This is a genomic window from Pseudomonas sp. Pse79 (assembly GCF_024519615.1).
Classification (GTDB): Bacteria; Pseudomonadota; Gammaproteobacteria; order Pseudomonadales; family Pseudomonadaceae; genus Aquipseudomonas; species Aquipseudomonas veronii.
Genome location: NZ_JALJRR010000010.1, coordinates 16,167 through 39,776, shown reverse-complemented (window position 1 = coordinate 39,776; position 23,610 = coordinate 16,167). Strand labels below are relative to the sequence as shown.

Sequence of the window (23,610 nt, the reverse complement as noted above, 5' to 3'; positions counted from 1 at the left end):
GAAATTCGCCGCCATGGCTTGCACTATGACGGCCTCTCAGAAAAGCGCAGCAGGAACCCAGCCATGTCTGACGACAGCTACTACTACGAACCCGCCAAGGGCCACGGCCTGCCCCATGACCCGTTCAACGCCATCGTCGGCCCGCGACCGATCGGTTGGATTTCGTCCCACGACAGTGAGGGCCACCTGAACCTGGCGCCCTACAGTTTCTTCAATGCGTTCAACTACATTCCGCCGATCATTGGGTTTTCCAGTGTCGGGCGCAAAGACAGCCTGAACAACATCGAACAGACCGGCGAGTTTGTGTGGAACCTGGCCACCCGTCCGTTGGCCGAGCAGATGAACCAGAGCTGTGCCGCCGTGCCGCCGCAGGTGAATGAGTTCGAGTTGTCCGGCCTGACGCCGGTGGCCTCGAAGATCGTCGGCGTGCCGCGGGTGGGCGAGAGCCCGGTGGCGTTCGAGTGCAAAGTCACGCAGATCATTCAGCTGCAGCGTGCCGACCATGTGCTGGTACCCAGCTGGCTGGTGCTGGGCGAGGTGGTCGCGGTGCATATTGCCAAGTGGCTGCTCAAGGATGGGATCTACGACACCGCCGCCGCCGAGCCGATCCTGCGTGGCGGCGGCCCGGCGGATTACTTCCAACTGGGCCCCGAGGCGCTGTTCAGAATGTATCGCCCAGGCGCCACCCAAGCCTGACTGCAATGCAATAAAAATGTGGGAGGGGGCTTGCCCCCGATGGAGGTGTGTCAGTCAGCCTATCTGTAGCTGAAACACCGCTATCGGGGGCAAGCCCCCTCCCACATTAGATCAGCGGCGTGCGTTAGTTTGTGGCAGTTGCCCAGGTCAACTGACCTTCTGCGTCGACGTCGGTCAACAACTCAAGGTGCAGCGTCGCCGCATCATCGGCATCGGATGCCGTCTTGAACTTCTGTCCATCCAGGATCTTGTGAAACTGCGGTGCGCCCATGCCATCGAGTGCCTTGACGGCGACGGCGGCGCTGTAGCCTCCTTCGCCCGGTACTACGGCGGAAACGGCTTCGTGGTGGGCAAATTGTTTACGTGCCATGTTGCAGGTCCTGGCCAATGGAAAGTCGGCCATTCTAAACCCTAACCGGCGAGTTGCAGGTACTCGCCGTAAGCACTGGCGGCGGATGCATCGGTGAAGGTCTGGAAGTCCATGCTGCGCACGACTGCGTCGTTCAACAGCTCGGTGAAGATCATCAGGGCTGGCGAGTTGAAGTAGGCACTCATCGCCTGCTCGCTGCTCCAGAGGCCCGAGACCAGCCAGACATCGGGGTCGACCTGGGAATGCTGCAACGAAAATTGCAGGCAACCCTGAGCCTGACGGCCCGGTTCGATCAAACTGCTCAAACGAGCACCGAGTTCGGTGCTGCAGCCGCTACGGGCGCGGATAAAGGCCATATGGCTCGCGGGAATGGGGGTGGACATGTTCGACTCTCCCGTTGAGAAGTGATGCTCGGCAAACACTGTGAGGGTGTGTTGCCACAGGATCAAAGATAACGGCGCGGGTCGAGGCGCGGTTAGTCGATTCCTGCCGGCTTATTGCACAATCCTGCGAAAAGCGTAGACAGGACGATTGCCCGCCGGTTTTATTCCACCGGCAAACGCCTTGTTTCAGGGACGTGACAGCCGCCGCGCTTGCCTGATTCACGCCGCTTCGCAGGATCAGGCAAGGATCGAGCAGAATCGACATAACACGGTTTGCACCGCCACCGCTAAGCTGAGCCCATCAAAGAAGCCTGCAGAGGACGCCCTATGTCGTCGCCCGAACCTAAGCCCGTGCCCCTCGATGCCGAGATGGAAAAACAGCGCGCCGAACTGGCCAGCATCGTGCGTCGGCATACCTGGGAAGACGGCTCCTACGGTACGGCGATCACGTCACTGTTCCTGAACCGCCACAACACCCCGCGCGACTTCAGCCCGGTGCTGGTGGAGCCCGCCTTGTGCATCCTGGCCAATGGCCGCAAGGAAGTGCGCCTGGCCGATGAAATCTTCGCCTATGACCCGCTCAATTACCTGGTGTTTTCGGTGTCGATGCCCGTGGCCGGGCGGATCATCGATGCCACCGCGCAAGACCCGAACCTGTCGATCCGCATCAACATCGACCCGGCGCAGCTCACCGCCCTGATCGCAGAAGCCGGGCCGATGGGCGTGCCATCGCGCCCGACTGCGCGTGGGATGTACGTCGACCGCCTCGACAACCAACTGCTCGACGCCGTACTGCGCTTGACGCGCTTGCTCGATTCGCCCAAAGACATCGCCATGCTGGCGCCGTTGATCAGCCGTGAAATTCTCTACCGCTTGTTACGTGGGCCGCAGGGCTATCGGCTGTATGAAATTGCCGTAGCCAACAGTCAGAGTCATCGGGTCAGCCAGGCGATCAAATGGCTCAATGGCAACTACGAACAACCGCTGCGCATCGATGACCTGGCCAGGGAAGTGAACCTGAGCGTCTCGACCTTGCACCACCGCTTCAAGGCCATCACCGCGATGAGCCCGCTGCAATACCAGAAGCAGTTGCGCTTGCAGGAGGCGCGGCGGCTGATGCTTGCCGAAGGTCTGGAAGCCTCCGCGGCGGGGTATCGGGTGGGGTATGAAAGCCCGTCGCAGTTCAGCCGCGAATACAGCCGGCTGTTTGGTGCGCCGCCACTGCGGGATTTGGCCAGGTTGCGTCAGAGCGTGTGATTCACTGCCGATCAGATGTGGGAGGGGTGGTTCGACTTGCTCCCGATGGCAGTGAGTCAGCTAAAGATAAGCTGACTGTTGCACCGCTATCGGGAGCAAGCTCCCTCCCACATTTGATCGGCGGCGCTGCTTAGTCGAGGGTGCGGGGCAGTTGCAAGGTGACCCGCAAGCCACCCTCGCGCAAATTCTGCAAACTCACTTCGCCGCCATGGCTGTGCGCTATGTTGCGCGCGATGCCCAGGCCCAGGCCGTAGCCCTGCTGCTGGCCGGCGAGGCGGAAGTGCGGTTCGAAGACTTGCTCCAGGCGCTGTTCCGGCACGCCGGGGCCTTCGTCGTCGACGTGCAGGACGAACTCCGCGCCATCGTCCTCGATATGCAAATGGGCGTTCTGCCCGTACTTCAATGCGTTGTCGATCAGGTTGCCGATGCAGCGCTTGAGCGCCAGCGGCTTGCCCGGGTACGGTGCCAACGCGCGCCCATGCTGGGTCACGCGGCCGTTGCCGTTGGGCGCCAGGTACGGTTCCACCAGGCAGTCGAGCACATGGTTGAGGTCCACCGGCTCGATGTTTTCGTGGATGTCGGTGTCTTTCACGCATTGCAGCGCGCCTTTGACCAGCAACTCCAACTCGTCCAGGTCGCGGCCGAATTTGGTTTGCAGGTTTTCATCTTCAAGCAATTCAACCCGCAGGCGCAGGCGTGTGATCGGTGTGCGCAAGTCGTGGGAAATTGCACTGAACAACTGGCTGCGTTCGGTGAGGTAACGGCTGATGCGTTCACGCATGGCATTGAAGGCGCGCCCGACTTCGACCACTTCACTGCCGCCGCCTTCGGCCACCGGCTCCACGTCGGCGCCCAGCGACATGTCCCGCGCCGCCCGCGCCAGGCGCTTGAGCGGCCGGCTCTGCCAGTGGACCAACAGGCCGATGAACAGCAGCAAAAAGCCGCTGGTCAGCACGATAAACCACACTTGCTGCGACGGCAGGCCTTGTTCTTCGAGGCTGGTGTACGGCTCGGGCAACAGCGAGGCGATGTACAGCCATTCGCCGGGGGCGAGTTGGATCTGGGTGACCAGCACGGGCGGGTTCACCGGTTCCAGGGTCAGCGCGTAATGCGCCCAGGAGCGTGGCAGCTCATCGAGTTTCAACCCGGCGTTGAAGATGCGCAGGTCTTCGGCGCTGACGAATTCCACCGAGATATGCACATCGGCGCCCAAGGTCTGGCGCAACACTTCATCGACCGCCTTGAGCACCGCTTGCTTGCGCGGGGTCTGCGGCAAGATCGCCATGTCCAGCGGGCGGTCGTTGAGCGTCACCACAAACCGTGTGCCGCCCATGCTGCGCAATTGGTCGAGGACCAACGGGCGATAAGCCACCGGCAACGAACGGAAATAGCTCACGCTGGCGGTCATCGAATGCGCCAGGCTGCGGGCGCTGGTGACCAGGCCTTCGAGCTGGGTGGCGCGCAATTGCGAGACCCAGATCACGCTGGACAGCGCCTGGGCGAACAACACCGCGAGCAGCGTCAGCAGGAGCATGCGCCCGAGCAGCGAGCGCGGCACCGGGAAGCGGCGGCGACGTTCGCTCAGGTGTTCAGTGGACACTGCCGGCAACCACGCTGGCTGCCAGTTGATAACCGCTGCCGCGCACGGTGCGGATCAGCCTCGGTGGTTTTTCCGTGTCGCGCAGGCGTTGGCGCAGACGGCTGACGGCCATGTCGACGATCCGGTCGAGCGGCATCAGGTCGCGGCCACGGGTGGCGTTGCCGATGGTGTCGCGGTCGAGGATCTGTTGCGGGTGGTCGAGAAACAGCTTGAGCAGGGCAAAGTCGGCCCCGGAGAGAATCACCTCTTCACCGTCGACGTGAAACAGTCGGTGGCTGATCGTGTCCAGGCGCCATTCATCGAACGCCAACACGTCGCCATTGCCGCCGCGCTCCTGGCCGAACTGGCAGCGGCGCAACAGTGCCTTGATCCGCGCCTGCAACTCGCGGGGGCTGAAAGGCTTGCCGATGTAGTCGTCGGCGCCCAGCTCCAGGCCGATCACACGGTCGGCTTCGTCGGAACTGGCGGTGAGCATGATGATCGGCACCTGCGCCTGGCGCGGGTGCTGGCGAATCCAGCGACACAGGCTGAAGCCGTCTTCGTCCGGCAACATCACATCGAGGATGACCAGGTCGCACGGCGCCTCGTCCATCGCCTGACGGAACCCCGCACCGTCCGGCACGCCACGCACCTGGAAACCGGCGCGACTGAGGTAGGTTTGCAGCAATTCGCGGATTTCCTGGTCGTCGTCGACGAGGAGAATCGATTTACTGATTACGCTCACGGGGTCCTCCTTGTTGTTATGGCCATGCTGTAGGAGCGAGCTTGCTCGCGAAAATCCTGAGGCTGCCGCGTATCACCTGATGCGCTTCGTTATCGTCAACGTTCTTCGCGAGCAAGCTCGCTCCTACATGGCAAATGCCTGTTCAAGCGCCACACCCGCCCCGGTCAACCCGGAATACGGCGCCGTCACCAGCCATACCGGAATGCCCTTGAAGTAGTCGCTCATGCAGCCTTTGTCACTGAAGCTCTTGGCAAAATCGCTGTGGATAAAGAAGTCGGCAAACCGCGGGATCACCCCGCCGACGATATACACACCGCCCCGTGCGCCGGTGGTCAGGACGTTGTTACCGGCTACGCGGCCCAGCCAGATACTGAACTGGTTCAACACTTCCATCGCCACCGGGTCGCCGGCCAGGCCTGCCGCCGTGATCGCTTCCGGCGTATCCAGCACCGGCGAGTGACCATCCACCGCACAGATCGCCCGATACACCCGTGGCAAACCTGCACCACTCAAGGCGCTTTCGGCGCTGACATGGCCGATCTCATTGTAAATGTGCTGCCACAGCTGGGCTTCCCGCGGGCTGCTCAGGGGCAGGTCGACATGGCCGCCCTCCCCCGGCAACGCGGCCCAACGGCCGCCGCCCAGGTCGAGCAAGGTGCCGACGCCCAGGCCGGTGCCCGGACCGATCACCACCGCCGGGCGCAACGGTTCCGGCGTGCCAGGGCAGACCACGCAGAATTCGTCGGGCTTCAAGCGGGTCATGCCCAGGGCCATGGCCGAGAAGTCATTGACCAGCAGCAATTCATCCACCTGCAAGGTGTTGCAAAACGCAGTCTTACTCAGGCGCCAGTGGTTGTTGGTGAATTTAAATTCATCACCGCTCACCGGCCCGGCCACCGACAGGCACACCGCGCCGATGTCGCCGATCGCCAGGCCTTCTTCCTTGAGGTAGACCTTGATCGCGTCCTCAGGGCTTTTATGATCCGCGGTGGCCTGCACCCGGATCGAATGCAGTGCCTGATCCCGCCACAACGCAAACCGGGCGTTGGTACCGCCAATATCACCGACCAGCGCAAGCTTCACTTAAGCGTCTCCAAGGCACAGGTAAAGGCGCTGGCGCCTTGCTCTGCGGAGCTTGCGGCCAAGCGCATAAATGCAAACAGCTCGCGACCGGCCCCCACGTTATTGCCCAACAGGCCCGTGGCAGGTGTGCGCGCTGCAAATTCTTCGGCGTCCACCTTAAGCTCCAAGGTGCCTTTGACGCCATCCACACGAATGATATCGCCATCGCGCACCCGTGCCAGCGGCCCGCCGCTCTGGGCTTCGGGGTTGACATGGATCGCGGCGGGGATCTTACCCGACGCGCCGGACATGCGCCCGTCCGTTACCAGCGCCACTTTGAAGCCACGGTCCTGCAACACGCCGAGGAACGGCGTCATCTTGTGCAATTCGGGCATGCCGTTGGAGCGCGGCCCCTGGAAGCGCATCACCGCGACAAAGTCTTTTTCCAACTGGCCGGCCTTGAACGCATCGGCCAGATCTTGCTGATCCTGGAACACCACCGCTGGGGCTTCGACGACCTGGTGCTCGGGGGCCACGGCGGAGACTTTCATCACGCCACGGCCGAGGTTGCCTTGCATCACGCGCAAGCCACCTTCGGGCGAGAACGCGCGGGCCACCGGGCGCAGGATGGCTTCGTCGAGGCTTTCGATCGGGCCGTCGCGCCAGATCAGTTCGCCGTCGACCAGGAACGGTTCCTGGATGTAGCGGCTCAGGCCTTTGCCGGCCACGGTGTTGACGTCTTCGTGAAGCAGGCCGGCTTCGAGCAGTTCGCGGATCAGGAACGACATGCCGCCCGCCGCCTGGAAGTGGTTGATGTCGGCCTTGCCGTTTGGATACACGTGGGACAGGGTCGGCACCACCTCGGAGAGGTCGGCCATGTCTTGCCAGGTCAGGATGATCCCCGCCGACATGGCGATGGCCGGCATGTGCAGGGTGTGGTTGGTGGAACCGCCGGTAGCGTTGAGCGCAACGATGGCATTGACGATGGATTTTTCGTCGACGATCTCGCCGATCGGCGTGAAGTTGCCGTTGGCCTTGGTCAGGCGCGTGACCTGATGCGCGGCTTCGCGGGTCAGCGCGTCACGCAGCGGCGTGTACGGGTTGACGAACGAGGCGCCGGGCAAATGCAGGCCCATCACTTCCATCAGCAACTGGTTGGTATTGGCGGTGCCATAGAAGGTGCAGGTGCCGGGGCTGTGGTAGGACTTCATCTCCGACTCCAGCAGCTCTTCGCGGCTGGCCTTGCCTTCGGCGTAGCGCTGGCGCACGTCGGCCTTCTGCTTGTTGGAGATGCCCGACGGCATTGGCCCGCCAGGAACGAAGATCATCGGCAGATGGCCGTAGCGCAGGGCGCCCATCATCAGGCCGGGGACGATCTTGTCGCAGATGCCCAACATCAGCGCAGCGTCGAACATGTTGTGGGACAGCGCTACCGCCGTGGACATGGCGATGACTTCACGGCTGAGCAGGCTCAGCTCCATGCCCGGCTCGCCTTGGGTCACGCCGTCGCACATGGCGGGCGTGCCGCCGGCGAACTGGCCGACCGAGCCGACTTCGCGCAGGGCTTTTTTGATCTGGTCCGGGAAATGTTCATACGGCTGGTGCGCCGAGAGCATGTCGTTATATGACGAAACAATTGCCACGTTGGCGGCATTCATCATACGCAGACTATTTTTATCTTCGGTGCCGCAACCGGCCACGCCGTGGGCAAAGTTGGCGCATTGCAGCTTGCCGCGCATCGGGCCGTCGCTGGCGGCGCCGCGAATGAGCGCAAGGTAAGCCTCACGGGTTGCACGACTGCGGGCGATAAGCCGATCGGTGACCTCAAGAACGCGGGGATGCATGTGTAGAACTCCAGGCTAACGGATGTGGCGACCTGAGTGTCTATGCTGATCAAACGCCCGCGGCACATGGGATGGCAGAGAGTCGTTTGGATCATCGGACCAGTTGATTCAGGTCACTCGTTGTAGATTGAACAAAATATTGCCACTAAAAAGGCTTGTTTTCTATTTTTATGCGAATAATCTTGTAATTCTTACAACAAATCGACGACAGGCACTCTTCAATGACTCTTCGAATCGCAATCAATGGTTTTGGCCGTATCGGCCGCAATGTCCTGCGCGCACTGTATACCCAAGGCTATCGCCAGGATTTGCAGATCGTCGCGATCAATGACTTGGGCGACAGCTCGATCAATGCCCACCTGCTCAAATACGACACCGTCCACGGTACTTTCGATGCAGAAGTCGCGCACGATCAGGAAAGCCTGACCGTCAATGGTGACCGGATCGCCGTCAGTGCCATTCGCAACCCGGCCGAGCTGCCCTGGGCTGCGCACAATATCGACGTGGTGTTCGAATGCACCGGCCTGTTCACCGACCGGGCCAAGGCTGCTGCCCATATTAGCGCCGGCGCGCGCAAGGTGATCATCTCTGCCCCGGCCAAAGGCGCGGATGCCACCGTGGTCTACGGGGTAAATCATGACATTTTGCGTCAATCCCACCAGATCATCTCCAACGCTTCCTGCACCACCAACTGCCTGGCACCCGTGGCCCAGGTGCTGCACCGCGAACTGGGCATCGAAAGCGGCCTGATGACCACCATCCATGCCTACACCAACGACCAGAACCTGACCGACGTCTACCACACCGACCCCTACCGCGCGCGCTCGGCCACCCAGAACATGATCCCGAGCAAGACCGGCGCCGCCGAAGCGGTCGGCCTGGTGCTGCCGGAACTGGCGGGCAAGCTGACCGGCATGGCCGTGCGGGTGCCGGTGATCAACGTATCGCTGGTGGACCTGACCGTGCAGTTGAAGAAAGACGCTACCGCCGAGGAAGTCAACGCGCTGCTCAAGGAAGCCAGCCAGCACTCGAAGATCCTCGGCTACAACACCCTGCCGCTGGTTTCCAGTGACTTCAACCACAACCCGCTGTCGTCGATCTTCGACGCCAACCACACCAAGTCCAGCGGCAAACTGCTGAAAGTGCTGGCCTGGTACGACAACGAGTGGGGCTTCTCCAACCGCATGCTGGACAACTGCCTGGCGCTCTGCAACGCCGAATAATCTTTTGTGGGAGGGGCGGTTCGACTTGCTCCCGATGGCGGTGTATCAGTCATGCATGTGTTGACTGACATTCCGTAATCGGGAGCAAGCCGCTCCCACATTTGATCGGTAGAGGCCCAGAGAAACAGCCACTTGCCATTTGTGCTGATGATACGCATTATCATTAACTACAAATCGGTCCGGTATCGCTGTGAGCCAATCTCGCTTCAACCAAGTCTTTCTCACCCAACGGGTGATTCTGCTACGCACCTTGCAGCGGATGGTGAACAACCACAGCACCGCCGAGGACCTGTTGCAGGAAACCTACCTGCGCGTGACCCGGGCCCTGGGCGAGCGGCCGATCGATCACCTCGAACCCTTCGTCTACCAGACCGCGCGCAACCTCGCGCTGGATCACTTGCGTTCCCGCAGGATACAGGCGCGCACACTGCAGGAAGATGTCCCGCTGGACGTCCTGCAAAGCGTCGCCGCCCCCATCAGCACGCCCGAAGACGCGACCCAGGCCGAGCAACTGCTTGAGCACCTGAGCATCAGCCTCGGCCAATTGAGTGCCCGCCAGCAACGGATTTTCATCCTCAGCCGCCTGCACGGTTGCAGTTACCAGGAGATTGCCGATCAATTGGAAGTGTCCTTGAGCACGGTGCAAAAGGAACTGAAATTGATCATGGCCATCTGTGTAGGTGTGGCCGAACGGCTGGATCAGCCTTAAGCTTCACCCGACAGAAATGTCGACCCAGGCTGTAGGAAAGATAAATAGAACGTGGCGAAGACCCGAGGCACACCGTGACCGACCCGAATAAACTGCGCCCCCATGCGCTGGCTCATGAGGTGTTGCAAGACCCGGCGATGGACCAGGCCCTCGACTGGCTGATCGCCCTGCAGTGCCCGCAACCCGGGCAGCAGGCCGCGTTCGAAGCCTGGCTGGCCGGCGATCCGGCACGCGTCCGTGCCTTCGGCAAAGCCCAGGCCGCCTGGGGCGGGGCGCCCGTCCACAGCGCCGCCGTCGCGCTGTCCGCACCGCGCAAACCCGGGGCCTGGCGCCGCATCAAACCGCATTGGAAACCACTGGCCACCGCCGCCGTGTTGATGCTCGGGCTGTTCAGCTTCAGCAACCTGCCGGTACGCCTGCAAGCTGACCACCTCACCGTGGTGGGTGAGCGCCAGCGCCTGCAATTGGATGAGGGCTCGAACGTCCTGCTGAACACCGATTCGGCGTTCTCCAGCACCACCCGGGATCACCAGCGCATCGCCCGCCTCTACCAAGGCGAAGCGTTTTTCGAGGTAACGCCCAACCGCGGCCTGCCCCTGGAAGTCGACGCCGGCCCGGTGCGCGCCAGCGTGCGCGACACCGCATTCGCCGTGCGCTACCTCAACGGCGAAGCGCAGGTGCAGGTGCAGCGCGGCGACGTCGACCTGAGCAACACCTTCGACGATGCCCGCGTGCGCCTGAGCGCTGGGCAAAGCATCCGCATCGGTCCCAACGGCTTCGGTCAACCCGCCAGGCTCGACGCCAACAAGGACCTGGCCTGGGTCCAGGGCCGGTTGATCTTCGAAAACCGCCCGATGAGCGAAGTGCTCGCCGAATTGCGCCGCTACTACCCCGGCTGGATCGTCAACACCAACGACCAACTCGCCAGCGTCGCCGTCACCGGCAACTACCGCCTCGACCAACCGTTGGACGTAGTGCGTTCCCTGGCCCACATCACCTCGGCCAAGCTCTCTGAATACCCGGCCTTGGTGATCCTGAACTAAATGAGAATTATTTTTACTCGATAGACCTCGGCTGTACGTCTCGTCTTAGCCAATGCAACTGATTCCTATTTGAACCAGTGCGCAACTATAAGACTCGTACTTCCGGAGCGCTCTCGATGTCCTCTCGTTTCAATCGCCGGTCTTCTTCACCCGTGCTGTCCTTGCTGACCGCCGCCCTCCTGCTGGTCGGTACCCCGCTGACGGCCGCCGCCGCCGAACCGACCGCCCGCAGCCACGGCAACTACAGCTTCAGCATCGAACAGCAGCCACTGGTTTCGGCACTCAATGCCTTCACCGCCGTGACCGGCTGGCAAGTCGGCCTGCCGGCGGAGCTGGGCCAGGGCGTGTCGTCCCCTGGCGTGCGCGGTGCGCTGTCGCCGGAAAAAGCCCTGGAGCGCTTGTTGGTGGGGACCAACCTGAGCTACCGCAAACTCGGCAACAGCAACATCGTCCTGGAAAAGCGCGCTGCCGGCGGTGTCCTCAACCTGCAACAGGTGACCATCAGCGCCACCCGTAACGAGCAGGACGTCAACAGCGTACCGAACACCGTCAGCGTGCATGATCGCCAAACGCTGGACCGCCAGAACGTCAACACGATCCGCGAGCTGGTGCGTTACGAGCCGGGCGTCTCGGTCGGTGGCGCCGGCACCCGTGCCGGCAATGCGGGCTACAACATTCGCGGTATCGACGGCGACCGCATCCTCACCCAGGTCGATGGCGTGGAAGTGCCGGACAACTTCTTCAACGGCCCCTACGCCAAGACCCGTCGCAACTACGTCGACCCGGAAATCGTCAAGCGCGTGGAAATCCTGCGCGGCCCGGCGTCGGCCCTGTATGGCAGCAGCGCCATCGGCGGCGCGGTGAGCTATTTCACCCTCGACCCGGACGACATCATCAAGCCCGGCCAGGACGTCGGCGCCCGCCTCAAGACCGGCTACAGCTCCGCCGACGAGAGCTGGCTGACCTCCGCCACCGTCGCCGGCCGCGTACAGGACGTCGACGGTTTGCTGCACCTGAGCCAGCGCAACGGCCATGAAACCGAAGCCTACGACGGCAACAACGCCACCGGCCTGGCCCGCACCGGCGCCAACCCCGAGGAGGCGCGCACCACCAACGTGTTGGCCAAACTGGGCTGGAACTATGGCGATGACAACCGTCTGGGCCTGACTTACGAGAAGTACAAGGACGATCGCGACGTCAACCTGAAGAATGCCGTGGGTGGCCCGTTCGTCGGTGGTCAAGGTTTCAATCTCTACCGTGATCGCCGAGGCAACGACACCATCACCCGCGAACGTTTCGGCCTGGAAAACACCTTTGCCTTCGACTCGCCCGTGACCGATCGCATCAAGACCAGTCTCAATTACCAGATCGCCAAGACCGACCAGAGCACCGCAGAAATCTACCAGGCCGGCCGTCGGGTATTGCGCACCCGCGACACGCTTTATGAAGAAAAACAGTGGGTATTCGATGCCCAGCTGGACAAGGCATTCAGCGTCGGCGAAACCGATCACCAAGTGACCTACGGCACCACGCTCAAGCAGCAGAAAGTCACCGGCTCCCGCGAGGGCGCGGCCACTTGCCTTGCCGTCGGCGCCGGTTGCACAGCCATTGGCGCGCCCAGCCCAACGGCCAGCGACAGCGTGAAGAAGGCCAGCGACTTCCCCGACCCGACCATCAACACCTATTCGTTGTTTGCCCAGGACCAGATTGCCTGGGACAAATGGACCTTCCTGCCCAGCCTGCGTTATGACTACACCCAGCTCAAACCCAAGCTGACTCAAGCGTTCCTCAGTACCGTCAACCCGACCGGCCAATACCCGGTGAGCGACAAGGAAAAAACCTGGCACCGTGTCACCCCCAAGTTTGGCCTGACGTATGCCCTGACCGATCACTACACCCTGTTTGGCCAATACGCCGAAGGCTTCCGCACCCCCTCGGCCAAGGCGCTGTACGGACGCTTTGAAAACCTGAACCTGGGCTACACCGTCGAGCCCAACCCCGACCTCAAGCCGGAAACCAGCAAAGGCATTGAAACCGGGATTCGCGGCAAGTTCGCCGCAGGGTCCTTCGACATCGCGGTGTTTTACAACAAGTACCGCGATTTTATCGACGAAGACAACGCGGTCGTCGGCGGCACCGTCGAACAGTTCCAGGCCGTCAATATCAAGCGCGCAACCATCAAGGGCGCGGAAGCCAAGGGCCGCTTGAACCTCGACGCCTTCGGGGCGCCTCAGGGCCTGTATACCCAGGGGTCGATTGCCTACGCCTACGGGCGCAACGACGACAGCGGCGAGCCACTGAACAGCGTCAACCCACTCAAAGGCGTATTCGGCCTGGGTTACGAACAGGACAACTACGGTGGCCTGCTGAGCTGGACCCTGGTGAAGAAACAAGACCGTGTCGACAGCAAGACCTTCTTCGCGCCCGACGGCGACAGCGCCAACGGCCCGTTCAAGACCCCAGGCTTCGGCATCCTCGACCTGACCGGCTTCTATAAAGTCACCCACGACGTGACCCTCAACGCCGGCCTCTACAACCTGACCGACAAGAAGTACTGGAACTGGGATGACGTGCGCAGCTACGACAGCGTCGGCGAAGCCGGTGTCACCGGCCCGGCCAACCTCGACCGCCTGACCCAGCCCGGTCGCAACTTTGCGATCAATGTGATCTGGGACATCTGATCAATCCGCCTCGCCTCGCCGGAATCAATCACCGGCGAGGTGAGGATTTTTTACTGTGCCGCGTCTTCTTGTTCGTCTAGTTACTAACCGCCCAGCCATGCCTCAGGGCAACACGGCGCTCCCTTCACAAGGACTTTGTCATGACCGCTTCGCCTTCCGCAGAACGCCCAAGCCTGCGCTCCCAGCGCCTGAACCAGATCACCAGCGAGCCGCACACCCGGCTCGATGCGCTGGTCAAGGCGCACGCGCCGTTTGAAACCCAGCCCAACTTCGCGCGCTTCGTGGTGGCGCAGTACCTGTTCCAATCGGAACTGGTGGCGCTGTACAACGATGCCGCGCTGATCAAGATCGTCCCCGACCTGGCCGAGCGCTGCCGCGCCGACGCCGCCAGACTGGACCTGGCCGACCTGGACACTGACGTGCCGGCCGCCGTCCCCGGCGCCGTGCAGAACCCGAGCCAAGCCGAGGCCCTGGGCTGGTTGTTCGTCTCCGAAGGCTCCAAGCTGGGCGCGGCGTTCCTGATCAAGCGCGCCGTGGCCCTGGGCCTGAGCGAAACCTTCGGCGCCCGCCACCTCGGCGAGCCGGCCGGCGGCCGCGCCGACGGCTGGAAGCGCTTCACCCGCACCCTCGACGGCCTGGAATTCAGCGCCGAAGAAGAAGCCGATGTGGAAAAAGGTGCGCTCAATGCGTTTATGCGCTTCACGGTGTTGCTCGAACAGGCATACGCTACCGCCCCTGAACTGGCCTGATATTCGATTGAAATGCGTATTCGGTGGGAGGGGCGGTGCGACGATTCGACTTGCTCCCGATAGGGATGGGTCAGCCATGAAAGTGGTGGCTGACACGCCCCCCCCACACTTGGATCTCATGCCAAGCTGAATAATTGTTTTCCCCGACTTGCACACACCCATGACCGGCAAATCCCCATCCACCTCGAGAATCGCCCGGTTCCTCTTCGGCCTGCTGGCCTACGTCAGCCTGGGTATCGGGTTGGTGGCGATTGTCGTGCCGGGTTTGCCCACCACCGAATTCATCCTGCTGGCTGCCTGGGCCGCCACCAAAAGCTCGCCGCGCCTCAGCGCCTGGCTGGAAAACCACCGCCTGTTCGGGCCGATCCTGTTCAACTGGCGCAACGGCAAGATCATTGCGCGCCGCGCCAAAATCAGCGCCACCGTCAGCATGCTGCTCTGTGCCCTACTGATGCTGCTGACGCTCGATCACGGCTGGCCGATCTACCTCACCATCGCCGGAATGAGCCTGGGCAACCTGTGGATATGGTCCCGCCCGGAACGGCTTGCACGCCCCGTATAACGCGGGATGTAGGCGTTTTCCTACCGTTCATCGCCTCCCTCTCATGAAACCCCTGGCTACGCCGATGCTCCGGATAAGGCGCCGAATGGACTTGGCCCGGCTCGCATACCAACAAGCCCATCCGTGAGTGAACCTATGTTCGATACCCTCTCCATCCGCTTGAAAATCGTGCTGCTGTCCGGCCTCTGCCTGCTGGGAGTGATTGCGCTGGTGGTCGGCATGAATATTTACAATACCGCGCAGAACAATGCGCTGGTCAGCGACTCAAGCTCACGGATGCTCACCGCCAGTGTGCAACAACTGCTGCAAGCCAAGGCTGCCGAACAGGCGGTACAACTGCAGCGAACCTTCGGCGACAGCCTGGTGGCGCTGACCGCCCTCGCCGACCAGGTCAAAGACCTGCGCACCCTGGCCGCCAAGCGTTCCCTCGAACCCGGCGCGCTGCGTGAAGAACTCAACCAGAGCCTGAAAACCGCGTTTGAACGCAACAGCAAGGTGCTGGGGATATGGATGTCGTTCGAGCCCAATGCGCTGGATGGCAAGGACAGTGAGTTTGTCGACGACAAGGCGCGTGTCTCCAACGATAAAGGCCGTTTCTCCAGCTACTGGAGCCGCGCCGGCGGCGAAGGCTTGAACACCATCATGGTCGAAGAGGACCTGAACAAAACCACCCTCAACCTCAACGGCACCCCCTACAACATCTGGTACACCTGCCCACGGGACACCCGTCGCGCTTGCCTGCTGGACCCGTATGAAGACACGGTGGGCGGCAAGACTGTACTGATGACCACCATCGCCCTGCCGTTGCTGGTAGACGGCAAACTCATCGGCGTCCTAGGCGTCGACATTGCCCTCAATGCCTTGCAAGCCAGCACCGATGCCGCGCAGAAAGACCTGTTCAACGGTATGGCGCAGTTGGAGATTATCTCCAGCACCGGTTTGATCGCCGCCTACAGTGGCGAACCGGCCAAGGTCGGCAAGAACTTGATCGACACCCTGGGCGCCGAAGGCAAAGAGATCGTGCAACTGCTGGGCAGCGACAACCGCACGATTCTCGAACAGGACAACACCATTCGCGCGGTGTACCCGCTCAAACCGCTTGCCGACGCCAAGTCCTGGGGCATAGTGATCAAGCTGCCCAAGGCGGTACTGCTGGCCGATAACGTCAAGCTGCAAGCCGTACTCGACAAGGCCCAGGCCAGCGGCACGCTCAAGGCCTTGCTGGTCGCGGCCGTCGCCGCATTGCTCGGCCTGCTGCTGGTCTGGCTGACCGCCACCGGCGTGACCCGGCCGATCAACAGCGTGGCCGCCATGCTCAAGGACATCGCCAGCGGCGACGGCGACCTCACCCAGCGCCTGGCCTACTCCAAGAAAGACGAGCTGGGCGAACTGGTGACCTGGTTCAACCGTTTCCTCGACAAGCTGCAACCGACCATCGCGCAGATCAAGCAAAGCATCAGCGAAGCCCGTGGCACGGCGGACCAGTCTTCGGCCATTGCACGCCAGACCAGCGAAGGCATGCAGGTGCAGTTCCGCGAGATCGACCAGGTGGCCACGGCGTCCAATGAAATGAGCGCCACCGCCCATGACGTCGCCAACAGCGCCTCCAACGCCGCCAGCGCGGCGCGCGGGGCCGATCAGTCGGCGCGCGAAGGCATGTCGATCATCGAGCAGAGCACCCGCGATATCACCACCCTCGCCGACGAAGTCAGCAAGGCCGTAAGCGAAGTCGAAGCACTGGCCGTCAACAGCGAGCAGATCGGTTCAGTGCTGGAAGTGATTCGCAGCATTGCCGAGCAGACCAACCTGCTGGCGCTCAACGCCGCCATCGAAGCGGCACGCGCCGGGGAAAGCGGGCGCGGGTTTGCGGTAGTGGCCGACGAAGTACGCAACCTGGCCAAGCGCACCCAGGATTCGGTGGAGGAAATCCGCCAGGTGATCGAACGCATCCAGAGCGGCACCCGTGGCGTGGTGGCGACCATGCATTCGAGCCAACAGCAGGCCCAGAGCAATGCCGGACAGATCCATCAGGCCGTGCAGGCGTTGGGCAAGATCAGCGACGCGGTGACGGTGATCAGCGACATGAACCTGCAGATCGCCAGCGCCGCCGAACAACAGAGCGCAGTGGCCGAAGAGGTCAACCGCAATGTGTCGGCGATCCGCACCGTGACCGAAACCCTCACCGGCCAGGCCACGGAATCGGCGGCGATCAGCAGCCAACTCAATGCACTGGCGACTCAACAGATGAAGTTGATGGACCAGTTCAGGGTGTAAACAACACTGTAGGAGCGAGCTTGCTCGCGAAGAACGTCAACGATCACGCGTGCATCCTGGATAAACGCGGCGTCCTTGAGTTTTTCGCGAGCAAGCTCGCTCCTACAGGCCGGTCCAGGCCGTGACAAACGCCGCTACATCCTCGATCACGCGTGCATCCTGGATGAACGCGGTGTCCTTGAGTTTTTCGCGAGCAAGCTCGCTCCTACAGGCCGGTCCAGGCCGTGACAAACGCCGCCACATCCTCTTTCGGCGCGGTACGCGGTGGGTTCTGCGGCGTGCCCAGGTAGAGGAAGCCAATCACTTCCTCGCCCTCTTTCAGTCCCAGCCCCTTGGCCACATGGGCCGAGTAGGACAAGTCCCCGGTGCGCCACACCGCGCCAATCCCCTGGGCGTAGGCCGCCAGCAGGATGCCATGGGCGGCACAAGCCGCCGCCAGCAATTGCTCGGATTTCGGCACCTTGAAGTGTTCCTGCAGGCGGGCAATCACCACTACGACCAGCGGCGCGCGCAACGGGCCGTTCTGGGCCTTGTCGAGGACGGCCTGCGGCGCGTCGGGGTCTTGCAGGCGGGCGGCTTCGACCAGCAACGTGCCCATCTGCTCACGGGCCGCGCCTTCCACGGTGAGGAACCGCCAAGGACGCAGCTGGCCGTGGTCGGGCGCACGCATGGCCGCGGCGAACAGCACATCACGCTGCTCCTGGGTCGGTGCCGGTTCCAGCAGGCGCGGCACGGAAACACGGTTGAGCAAAGCGTCGAGAGCCTGCATTGGCCACCTCCAGAAAAAAATGTGCGGTCATTCTAGCGGGAATGGACCGGGATGCCATCAAACGATAATTGCTCTTATTCAAACCGCCCCGCCCTGTTAGACTTTGCGACCTTATTTTCCGCCTTTGCTCAGGAAACTCGATGCTCCGTTCGCTTCTTCGCCTGTCTGCAGGACTGATGGCCATGAGCCTGGTTGCCTGCGACGACGCCCCCCGGTTTACCCAGGCTGAGCCGGGGGAAGCGCGGGCCGGCGGGGCAACGACGGTGAACAAACACGGCCAGAACGCCTTTTCCCTACCCTCGGCCAACCTGTCGCCAACCCGCCGCCTGGATTTCAGCGTCGGCAACAGTTTCTTTCGCAGCCCCTGGGTGATCGCGCCTTCCACCACCACCGCGCGCGACGGCCTGGGGCCGCTGTTCAACACCAATGCCTGCCAGAACTGCCATATCAAGGACGGCCGTGGCCACCCGCCGCTGGCCGACGCGCAGAACGCCGTGTCGATGCTGGTGCGCCTGTCGATCCCGGATGCGCCGCCGTATGCCAAGCTCATCGAGCAACTCGGCGTAGTGCCCGAGCCGGTCTACGGTGGGCAGTTGCAGGACATGGCCGTACCCGGCGTGACGCCGGAGGGCAAGGTGCGGGTCGACTACACGCCGGTCAACGTCACGTTCACGGACGGCAGCGTCGTCGAACTGCGCAAGCCCAACCTGCAGATCACCCAACTCGGTTACGGCCCGATGCACCCGGACACGCGCTTCTCCGCACGCATCGCCCCGCCGATGATCGGCCTGGGCCTGCTCGAAGCGATTGCCGACGCGGATATCTTGCGCAACACCGACCCGAAGACCGCCGACAAAGACGCCATCGTCGGCCGCGCGAACTGGGTCTGGGATGACGCCCGGCAAAAAACCGTGCTCGGACGTTTCGGCTGGAAAGCCGGGCAACCCAATCTCAATCAACAGAACGTTCACGCGTTTTCGGGGGATATGGGCCTCACCACGTCGCTGAGACCGTTCGATGACTGCACCGACGCCCAGGTCGCCTGCAAACAGGCGCCCAACGGCAATGGCCCCGATGGCGAGCCGGAAGTCAGCGATAACATCCTGCGCCTGGTGCTGTTCTATACCCGCAACCTGGCAGTGCCCGTGCGCCGCGACGTCGACGCACCACAGGTGCTGGCCGGGAAGAACCTGTTCTACCAGGCCGGTTGCCAGGGGTGTCACACGCCGTCGTTCACCACGGCGACCAATGCTGCCGAACCTGAACTGGCCAACCAGGTGATTCGCCCCTACAGCGACCTGCTGTTGCATGACATGGGCGACGGCCTGGCCGACCACCGCACCGAATTCAAGGCCAGTGGCCGCGACTGGCGCACGCCACCGTTGTGGGGCATCGGCCTGACGCAAACCGTCAGTGGCCACACCCAGTTCTTGCATGACGGCCGCGCCCGCAACCTGCTGGAAGCCGTGCTCTGGCACGGCGGTGAAGCACAAGCGGCGCAGCAGCATGTGTTGTCCTTCAATGCCGAGCAGCGCGCTGCACTGCTGGCGTTCCTGAACTCTTTATAAGCTTCGCCCCACTTACAGAAGGGAGCTCGACATGTTCCGTCCCAAGTTGTTGTTCACCAGCCTGGCCGCCCTCGCGCTCGGTGCCTGCTCGCCGCAAGACCCGCAAGCGGTGACCTCGGCCGCCATCGCCAAGCAAGTGATCTTGCCGACCTACAGCCGCTGGGTGGAAGCCGACCGTCAACTGGCCGTCAGCGCCCTGGCGTACTGCCAGGGCAAGGAAAGCCTGGACACCGCTCGCGCCGACTTCCTTCACGCCCAAAAAGCCTGGGCCGAACTGCAACCGCTGCTGATCGGCCCGCTGGCCGAGGGTAACCGTTCGTGGCAGGTGCAGTTCTGGCCGGACAAGAAAAACCTGGTGGGTCGCCAGGTCGAGCAACTGGTCGCCGCCCAGCCGCAGATCGATGCGGCCGCCCTGGCCAAATCCAGCGTAGTGGTGCAGGGCCTGTCGGCCTATGAATACATCCTCTACGACGCCAAGACCGATATCGCCGACGCCGCGCAGAAAGCCCGCTACTGCCCGCTGCTGACCGCCATCGGCGAGCGCCAGAAAGCCCTGGCCGAAGAGATCCTGGCCAGTTGGAACAGCACCGACGGCATGCTCGCGCAGATGAGCAAGTTTCCCAACCAGCGCTACGCTGATTCCCACGAGGCCATTGCCGACCTGCTGCGCGTACAAGTGACCGCACTGGACACCCTGAAGAAAAAACTCGGCACGCCGATGGGCCGCCAGACCAAGGGCATCCCGCAGCCGTTCCAGGCCGACGCGTGGCGCAGCCAGTCGTCCCTGCGAAGCCTGGAAGCCAGCCTTGCCGCGGCTCAGACCGTGTGGGTCGGCGTCGACAACAAAGGCCTGCGTGGCTTGTTGCCGGCCGATCAAAAGGCCCTGGCCGAGAAGATCGACGCCGCCTATGCCGCGTCCCTGAAACTGTTCGCCAGCAACCAGCGCACCCTCAACGAATTGCTCGGCGATGACGCCGGACGCCAGCAGCTCAACGATCTCTACGACAGCCTCAACGTCGTCCACCGCCTGCACGAAGGCGAGCTGGCCAAGGCGCTGGGCATCCAACTGGGCTTCAACGCCAACGACGGTGACTGATGATGCTCAGGCGACAGGCTTTGGCCATTGGCAGCGCGTTGCTCGGCGCACTCACGCTGGGCGGCTGGACGTTGTTCAAGCAGAAAGACAAGGGCCCGCTGCTGCTGTCGGCGCGGGATGATGCAGACGGCAAACACTATGCTGTCGGTTATCGCCTGGACGGCCAGCGGGTGTTCGCCACCCAGGTCGGCCAGCGCTGCCACGACATCATCAACCACCCGACGCTGCCGATCGCGCTGTTTGTCGCCCGTCGCCCGGGCACCGAGAGTTACCTGATCGACCTGCGTGATGGCGCGCTGCTGCAAACCATCACCGCGAATGCAAACCGCCACTTCTATGGCCACGCGGTAATCCATAAAAGTGGCGACTGGCTGTACGCCACCGAAAACGACACCTCCGATCCGGGCCGTGGCCTGCTCGGGGTGTACCGGTTCGAAGGCGAACGGCTGGTGCACAGCGGCGAGATTTCCACCCATGGCATCGGCCCGCACCAGGTGGCGTGGATGCCCGACGGCGAAACCCTGGTGGTGGCCAACGGCGGCATCCGCACCGAAGCCGAAAGCCGCGTGGAAATGAACCTCAACGCCATGGAACCGAGCCTGGTGCTGATGCAACGCGACGGCAGCCTGATCAGCAAGGAAACCCTCGGCCAGCAGATGAACAGCGTGCGCCATATGGGCATCGCCAGCGATGGCACCATCCTTACCGGGCAGCAGTTCATGGGGCCGTCCCAGGAGCGCTCCGAGTTGCTTGCGATCAAGCGGCCGGGGCAGCCATTCATGGCGTTTGCGGTGGCCGACGAGCAGCTACAGGCAATGGCGCACTACACCGCCAGCGTCGCCGTACACAGCGAATTGCGCCTGGTCGCGTTGACCGCACCGCGCGGCAACCGCTTGTTTATCTGGCACATGGACAGTGGCGAGCTGCGCCTGGATGGGCCGTTGCCGGACTGTGCGGGCGTGGGTGCGGTGGCGGATGGGTTTGTCGTGACCTCCGGCCAGGGGCGCTGCCGGTTCTATGACTGCCGCCAGGCACAGCTGAGCGCAACACCGTTGGAATTGCCAGCCGGGCTTTGGGATAACCATCTGCATCTGGTCTGACGGTCAGGCTCGGCCCGCGCTGCGCCCGACGGCCAAATCGCTGGCGAAAAAAAAGGGCCTCGTCTCACAAGGCCCTTTTTGGGTGGTTTCGATCGTTTCAACTTTGTGGCCCCACCCCTCGAGACATCCCGAACATGAACAGCAGCAGGTCATGATCGGGCTTGACCGTCGCATTCGCCTTGGCGATGCGCGGCAGCAGGCATTGCCCGCTGCCTTGCACCGCACTGAGGACCTGTGTCCGAGGCTGTTCCCATGCAGCCAGGGCCAGGGCAGCAACGCCCAACGCCCCGACCAGAAACAGACCTCGAGCTATTTCTAGCTTCATTTGGTTAAACCCTTGATAGCGCTGCCAAACGCCGTCTCGTAAAAGTAGCTGAGTTTTGCCCAGTCGCCATCGCTCCACGACGAATGGCGGCGCAGTTGCAGCATGTCATGGGAGGCGGCTCGATAAGCGGTCAGGCGCTGGCGGCATTTCTCGAAGTCCAGCAGCGCGACTTCCACGTTGGCCGAGCCGGGCTCACCCGTGACGCGCACAAAGATATGCTTGATGTACAAGCAACCGTGTTGCCAGCGACCTTTGTGCATGCGCGCCAATGTCGCCGCCACCTCTTTGAGTACACGCTCGTGTACCGCTTCGCCGTACTGTTCACGGCCACCGGCGGCGTACCATTTTTCGATTTCGTCGAAACCGTCCAGCGAAGCCGTCACCAACAATGCTTTCCATTGGTGTTGCGGATCACGACGCGCCTCGCAGAACACCATCTCCGGTACCCGTACATTCAGCGCGCGCAGGCCTTTGAGAGCATCCCGTTCGCGCAACACCGTCGGGCGTCCAAACGGATGCAGCAAACTGCGGTAGATATGCCCGGTCTGACGTTTGCTGTAGAGCAAACGCCCGGTGGGCCCCATCACACGCTGCACGCCACTTTCACCGCCACGCCGACGATTAGGCTCTTCGACCCACTCGCCCTGCTGGCGCCAGAAATACTCAAATCGCTCTTCGGGAGCTACATGACTGCCTGCTACGCACTCAACTGCCATCCTGTTACCTCTTGCGCAATACATATACTCGCCACATGGCGTAGAGCGGAATGAAGTCCAGGGACTCCTGAACACGGAAACCGGCCTGCTCAAACTCTGCCTCGACAGTAGCAGCCGGTAACACGAACCGGTTTTGGTAACCTTCCTGCTCACCTTTCCTACGACGTTTTACTTCAGCACGCTTGCGTTTCCAGGCCTTGAAGTTGCCATCCACCCACAGCGAGATGATCACGCTGTCGCGGGTAACACGATGAAACTCCTGCAATATCCCCAAGCGGTGCTCAGGCTCACCAATGTGGTGCATCAGGCGCATGCAGAAGATGCTGTCGACCGCGTTATCAGGCAAATCGATATCAAAGGCGGATGTCTGCAAAGGGCGTACCCGTTTGACCACGTCCGGTGGCTGGGCGACCATCGCGACCTTCAACATCGACTCCGAATTATCGGCGCCGATGATCACCCGGTTGGGTTTTTCCGCCAGCAACGGCCAGAAACGCCCGGCCCCGCAAGGCAAGTCCAAGACCAGGCCAGGTTCACCGGCCATGGCCAGCGCACCGCGCGCCAACTGCTCGTCACGTTTGTGGGACAGCCGGCGAGCTAAATTATCCTGATGTTTGAGCAAATAATTCTGTGCATGCTCTTCGTCGTACTTATCGGAAAATTCGAGCTTGATCGGGGTAGGCATCTTACGTCTCCGTTTACTGATGCCTACGACCTTAAGTTGCAGACTGTGATCAATAGGTCAACTCGTTGTGAAAAACTTGTCCTGTCCAGATTCATACATGTCAAGACTTTACCGACACAAATGATAGCAACGGGCTATCTACGACGATTTACACTGATCGTTGCCAGCATAGCG

The 23,610-nt window shown here is 62.2% G+C and carries 23 protein-coding genes and 1 pseudogene; 13 read left to right on the top strand and 11 right to left on the bottom strand.

All coding sequences use genetic code 11. The features are described 5' to 3' along the window. Positions 1–63 precede the first annotated feature (63 nt). Positions 64–696 carry a flavin reductase family protein gene (locus NR164_RS14615; protein WP_017846086.1) on the top strand — a complete coding sequence of 211 codons (633 nt, stop codon included), beginning with the start codon at positions 64–66 and terminating at the stop codon, positions 694–696. Between the two features lie 124 nt (positions 697–820). Here the strand turns inward: NR164_RS14615 and NR164_RS14610 are convergent, their stop codons facing one another. Both NR164_RS14610 and NR164_RS14605 read right to left on the bottom strand, forming a co-directional pair. Then, complete coding sequence (locus NR164_RS14610; RefSeq protein WP_017846087.1) at positions 821–1,066, bottom strand: hypothetical protein; 246 nt, start codon at positions 1,064–1,066, stop codon at positions 821–823. Between the two features lie 41 nt (positions 1,067–1,107). Then, positions 1,108–1,449, bottom strand: coding sequence for an antibiotic biosynthesis monooxygenase family protein (locus tag NR164_RS14605; RefSeq protein WP_046382232.1), 342 nt, complete (start codon positions 1,447–1,449; stop codon positions 1,108–1,110). 327 nt (positions 1,450–1,776) lie between these two features. On the opposite strand from NR164_RS14605, the gene NR164_RS14600 reads away from it, so the two are divergent. Further along, positions 1,777–2,706 carry an AraC family transcriptional regulator gene (locus NR164_RS14600; protein WP_046382231.1) on the top strand — a complete coding sequence of 310 codons (930 nt, stop codon included), beginning with the start codon at positions 1,777–1,779 and terminating at the stop codon, positions 2,704–2,706. A 130-nt stretch (positions 2,707–2,836) separates the two neighbouring features. Here the strand turns inward: NR164_RS14600 and NR164_RS14595 are convergent, their stop codons facing one another. The 4 genes from NR164_RS14595 to edd all read right to left on the bottom strand — a co-directional run bounded on the left by NR164_RS14595 (position 2,837) and on the right by edd (position 7,936). After that, positions 2,837–4,264 carry an ATP-binding protein gene (locus tag NR164_RS14595; protein WP_169864134.1) on the bottom strand — a complete coding sequence of 476 codons (1,428 nt, stop codon included), beginning with the start codon at positions 4,262–4,264 and terminating at the stop codon, positions 2,837–2,839. 31 nt (positions 4,265–4,295) lie between these two features. Beyond that, positions 4,296–5,030 carry a response regulator gene (locus tag NR164_RS14590; protein ID WP_046382230.1) on the bottom strand — a complete coding sequence of 245 codons (735 nt, stop codon included), beginning with the start codon at positions 5,028–5,030 and terminating at the stop codon, positions 4,296–4,298. 123 nt (positions 5,031–5,153) lie between these two features. After that, positions 5,154–6,113, bottom strand: a complete 960-nt coding sequence (locus tag NR164_RS14585; protein WP_108524491.1) for a glucokinase — start codon at positions 6,111–6,113, stop codon at positions 5,154–5,156. Next, a complete protein-coding gene (gene edd / locus NR164_RS14580; protein ID WP_046382228.1) occupies positions 6,110–7,936 on the bottom strand; it encodes a phosphogluconate dehydratase in 1,827 nt (608 codons plus the stop codon). The genes NR164_RS14585 and edd overlap by 4 nt, the downstream gene beginning before the upstream one ends. A gap of 221 nt (positions 7,937–8,157) precedes the next feature. Between edd and gap the strand changes: the two genes are divergently transcribed. The 8 genes and pseudogenes from gap (at position 8,158) to NR164_RS30565 (ending at position 17,177) form a co-directional block, all read left to right on the top strand. Further along, positions 8,158–9,159, top strand: coding sequence for a type I glyceraldehyde-3-phosphate dehydrogenase (gene gap, locus NR164_RS14575; RefSeq protein WP_057004545.1), 1,002 nt, complete (start codon positions 8,158–8,160; stop codon positions 9,157–9,159). Between the two features lie 190 nt (positions 9,160–9,349). Next, the gene (locus NR164_RS14570) at positions 9,350–9,868 is read left to right on the top strand and encodes an RNA polymerase sigma factor (protein ID WP_017846095.1); all 519 of its coding nucleotides are present in this window, start codon (positions 9,350–9,352) and stop codon (positions 9,866–9,868) included. A 74-nt stretch (positions 9,869–9,942) separates the two neighbouring features. Further along, positions 9,943–10,911 carry a FecR domain-containing protein gene (locus NR164_RS14565; protein WP_256822890.1) on the top strand — a complete coding sequence of 323 codons (969 nt, stop codon included), beginning with the start codon at positions 9,943–9,945 and terminating at the stop codon, positions 10,909–10,911. 116 nt (positions 10,912–11,027) lie between these two features. Further along, positions 11,028–13,592 carry a TonB-dependent receptor gene (locus NR164_RS14560; RefSeq protein WP_256822889.1) on the top strand — a complete coding sequence of 855 codons (2,565 nt, stop codon included), beginning with the start codon at positions 11,028–11,030 and terminating at the stop codon, positions 13,590–13,592. A 140-nt stretch (positions 13,593–13,732) separates the two neighbouring features. Then, positions 13,733–14,341, top strand: coding sequence for a biliverdin-producing heme oxygenase (locus tag NR164_RS14555; protein WP_046382224.1), 609 nt, complete (start codon positions 13,733–13,735; stop codon positions 14,339–14,341). A gap of 160 nt (positions 14,342–14,501) precedes the next feature. After that, positions 14,502–14,903: a YbaN family protein gene (locus NR164_RS14550; protein WP_256822888.1), complete on the top strand. Its 402-nt coding sequence runs from the start codon at positions 14,502–14,504 to the stop codon at positions 14,901–14,903. A gap of 135 nt (positions 14,904–15,038) precedes the next feature. Beyond that, a pseudogene (locus NR164_RS30570) lies at positions 15,039–16,319 on the top strand (HAMP domain-containing protein); the annotation flags it as partial. A 102-nt stretch (positions 16,320–16,421) separates the two neighbouring features. Further along, on the top strand, positions 16,422–17,177 hold the full coding sequence (locus tag NR164_RS30565; RefSeq protein WP_370737558.1) for a methyl-accepting chemotaxis protein: 756 nt from the start codon (positions 16,422–16,424) through the stop codon (positions 17,175–17,177). A 102-nt stretch (positions 17,178–17,279) separates the two neighbouring features. On the opposite strand, the gene NR164_RS14540 is transcribed toward NR164_RS30565, so the two are convergent. Both NR164_RS14540 and NR164_RS14535 read right to left on the bottom strand, forming a co-directional pair. Then, positions 17,280–17,408 (bottom strand): hypothetical protein, encoded by a 129-nt coding sequence (locus NR164_RS14540; RefSeq protein ID WP_256350928.1) that lies wholly within the window; start codon positions 17,406–17,408, stop codon positions 17,280–17,282. After that, the gene (locus tag NR164_RS14535) at positions 17,383–17,946 is read right to left on the bottom strand and encodes an NAD(P)H nitroreductase (protein WP_017846101.1); all 564 of its coding nucleotides are present in this window, start codon (positions 17,944–17,946) and stop codon (positions 17,383–17,385) included. The genes NR164_RS14540 and NR164_RS14535 overlap by 26 nt, the downstream gene beginning before the upstream one ends. 140 nt (positions 17,947–18,086) lie before the next feature. On the opposite strand from NR164_RS14535, the gene NR164_RS14530 reads away from it, so the two are divergent. From NR164_RS14530 to NR164_RS14520, 3 genes are read left to right on the top strand one after another with little or no spacing between them, the layout of a single operon-like run. Continuing rightward, positions 18,087–19,514 carry a di-heme oxidoredictase family protein gene (locus tag NR164_RS14530; RefSeq protein WP_256822886.1) on the top strand — a complete coding sequence of 476 codons (1,428 nt, stop codon included), beginning with the start codon at positions 18,087–18,089 and terminating at the stop codon, positions 19,512–19,514. A 31-nt stretch (positions 19,515–19,545) separates the two neighbouring features. Continuing rightward, the gene (locus NR164_RS14525; RefSeq protein WP_017846103.1) at positions 19,546–20,610 is read left to right on the top strand and encodes an imelysin family protein; all 1,065 of its coding nucleotides are present in this window, start codon (positions 19,546–19,548) and stop codon (positions 20,608–20,610) included. A gap of 2 nt (positions 20,611–20,612) precedes the next feature. Further along, positions 20,613–21,710 carry a DUF1513 domain-containing protein gene (locus NR164_RS14520; protein WP_057004551.1) on the top strand — a complete coding sequence of 366 codons (1,098 nt, stop codon included), beginning with the start codon at positions 20,613–20,615 and terminating at the stop codon, positions 21,708–21,710. A 97-nt stretch (positions 21,711–21,807) separates the two neighbouring features. Here the strand turns inward: NR164_RS14520 and NR164_RS14515 are convergent, their stop codons facing one another. Genes NR164_RS14515 through NR164_RS14505 form a run of 3 tightly spaced genes read right to left on the bottom strand, consistent with a single transcriptional unit; the run spans position 21,808 to position 23,436 of the window. Continuing rightward, positions 21,808–22,035 (bottom strand): hypothetical protein, encoded by a 228-nt coding sequence (locus NR164_RS14515; RefSeq protein ID WP_017846105.1) that lies wholly within the window; start codon positions 22,033–22,035, stop codon positions 21,808–21,810. Next, entirely contained in the window at positions 22,032–22,751 is a 720-nt protein-coding gene (locus NR164_RS14510) for a lipopolysaccharide kinase InaA family protein (protein WP_256822885.1), read from the bottom strand. Before NR164_RS14510 ends, NR164_RS14515 begins: the two co-directional genes overlap by 4 nt. A 4-nt stretch (positions 22,752–22,755) precedes the next feature. Then, the gene (locus NR164_RS14505; protein WP_256822884.1) at positions 22,756–23,436 is read right to left on the bottom strand and encodes a class I SAM-dependent methyltransferase; all 681 of its coding nucleotides are present in this window, start codon (positions 23,434–23,436) and stop codon (positions 22,756–22,758) included. Positions 23,437–23,610: the final 174 nt, after the last annotated feature.

Bases quoted from the DNA above. Each gene is read 5' to 3' on its own strand.
- NR164_RS14515 (WP_017846105.1), bottom strand. From the start codon at position 22,035: ATGAAGCTAGAAATAGCTCGAGGTCTGTTTCTGGTCGGGGCGTTGGGC.
- NR164_RS14530 (WP_256822886.1), top strand. From the start codon at position 18,087: ATGCTCCGTTCGCTTCTTCGCCTGTCTGCAGGACTGATGGCCATGAGC.
- NR164_RS14560 (WP_256822889.1), top strand. From the start codon at position 11,028: ATGTCCTCTCGTTTCAATCGCCGGTCTTCTTCACCCGTGCTGTCCTTG.
- NR164_RS14525 (WP_017846103.1), top strand. From the start codon at position 19,546: ATGTTCCGTCCCAAGTTGTTGTTCACCAGCCTGGCCGCCCTCGCGCTC.
- NR164_RS14505 (WP_256822884.1), bottom strand. From the start codon at position 23,436: ATGCCTACCCCGATCAAGCTCGAATTTTCCGATAAGTACGACGAAGAG.
- NR164_RS14550 (WP_256822888.1), top strand. From the start codon at position 14,502: ATGACCGGCAAATCCCCATCCACCTCGAGAATCGCCCGGTTCCTCTTC.
- NR164_RS14555 (WP_046382224.1), top strand. From the start codon at position 13,733: ATGACCGCTTCGCCTTCCGCAGAACGCCCAAGCCTGCGCTCCCAGCGC.
- NR164_RS14615 (WP_017846086.1), top strand. From the start codon at position 64: ATGTCTGACGACAGCTACTACTACGAACCCGCCAAGGGCCACGGCCTG.
- NR164_RS14610 (WP_017846087.1), bottom strand. From the start codon at position 1,066: ATGGCACGTAAACAATTTGCCCACCACGAAGCCGTTTCCGCCGTAGTA.
- NR164_RS14510 (WP_256822885.1), bottom strand. From the start codon at position 22,751: ATGGCAGTTGAGTGCGTAGCAGGCAGTCATGTAGCTCCCGAAGAGCGA.
- NR164_RS14600 (WP_046382231.1), top strand. From the start codon at position 1,777: ATGTCGTCGCCCGAACCTAAGCCCGTGCCCCTCGATGCCGAGATGGAA.
- NR164_RS14605 (WP_046382232.1), bottom strand. From the start codon at position 1,449: ATGTCCACCCCCATTCCCGCGAGCCATATGGCCTTTATCCGCGCCCGT.
- edd (WP_046382228.1), bottom strand. From the start codon at position 7,936: ATGCATCCCCGCGTTCTTGAGGTCACCGATCGGCTTATCGCCCGCAGT.
- gap (WP_057004545.1), top strand. From the start codon at position 8,158: ATGACTCTTCGAATCGCAATCAATGGTTTTGGCCGTATCGGCCGCAAT.
- NR164_RS30565 (WP_370737558.1), top strand. From the start codon at position 16,422: ATGCAGGTGCAGTTCCGCGAGATCGACCAGGTGGCCACGGCGTCCAAT.
- NR164_RS14520 (WP_057004551.1), top strand. From the start codon at position 20,613: ATGCTCAGGCGACAGGCTTTGGCCATTGGCAGCGCGTTGCTCGGCGCA.
- NR164_RS14535 (WP_017846101.1), bottom strand. From the start codon at position 17,946: ATGCAGGCTCTCGACGCTTTGCTCAACCGTGTTTCCGTGCCGCGCCTG.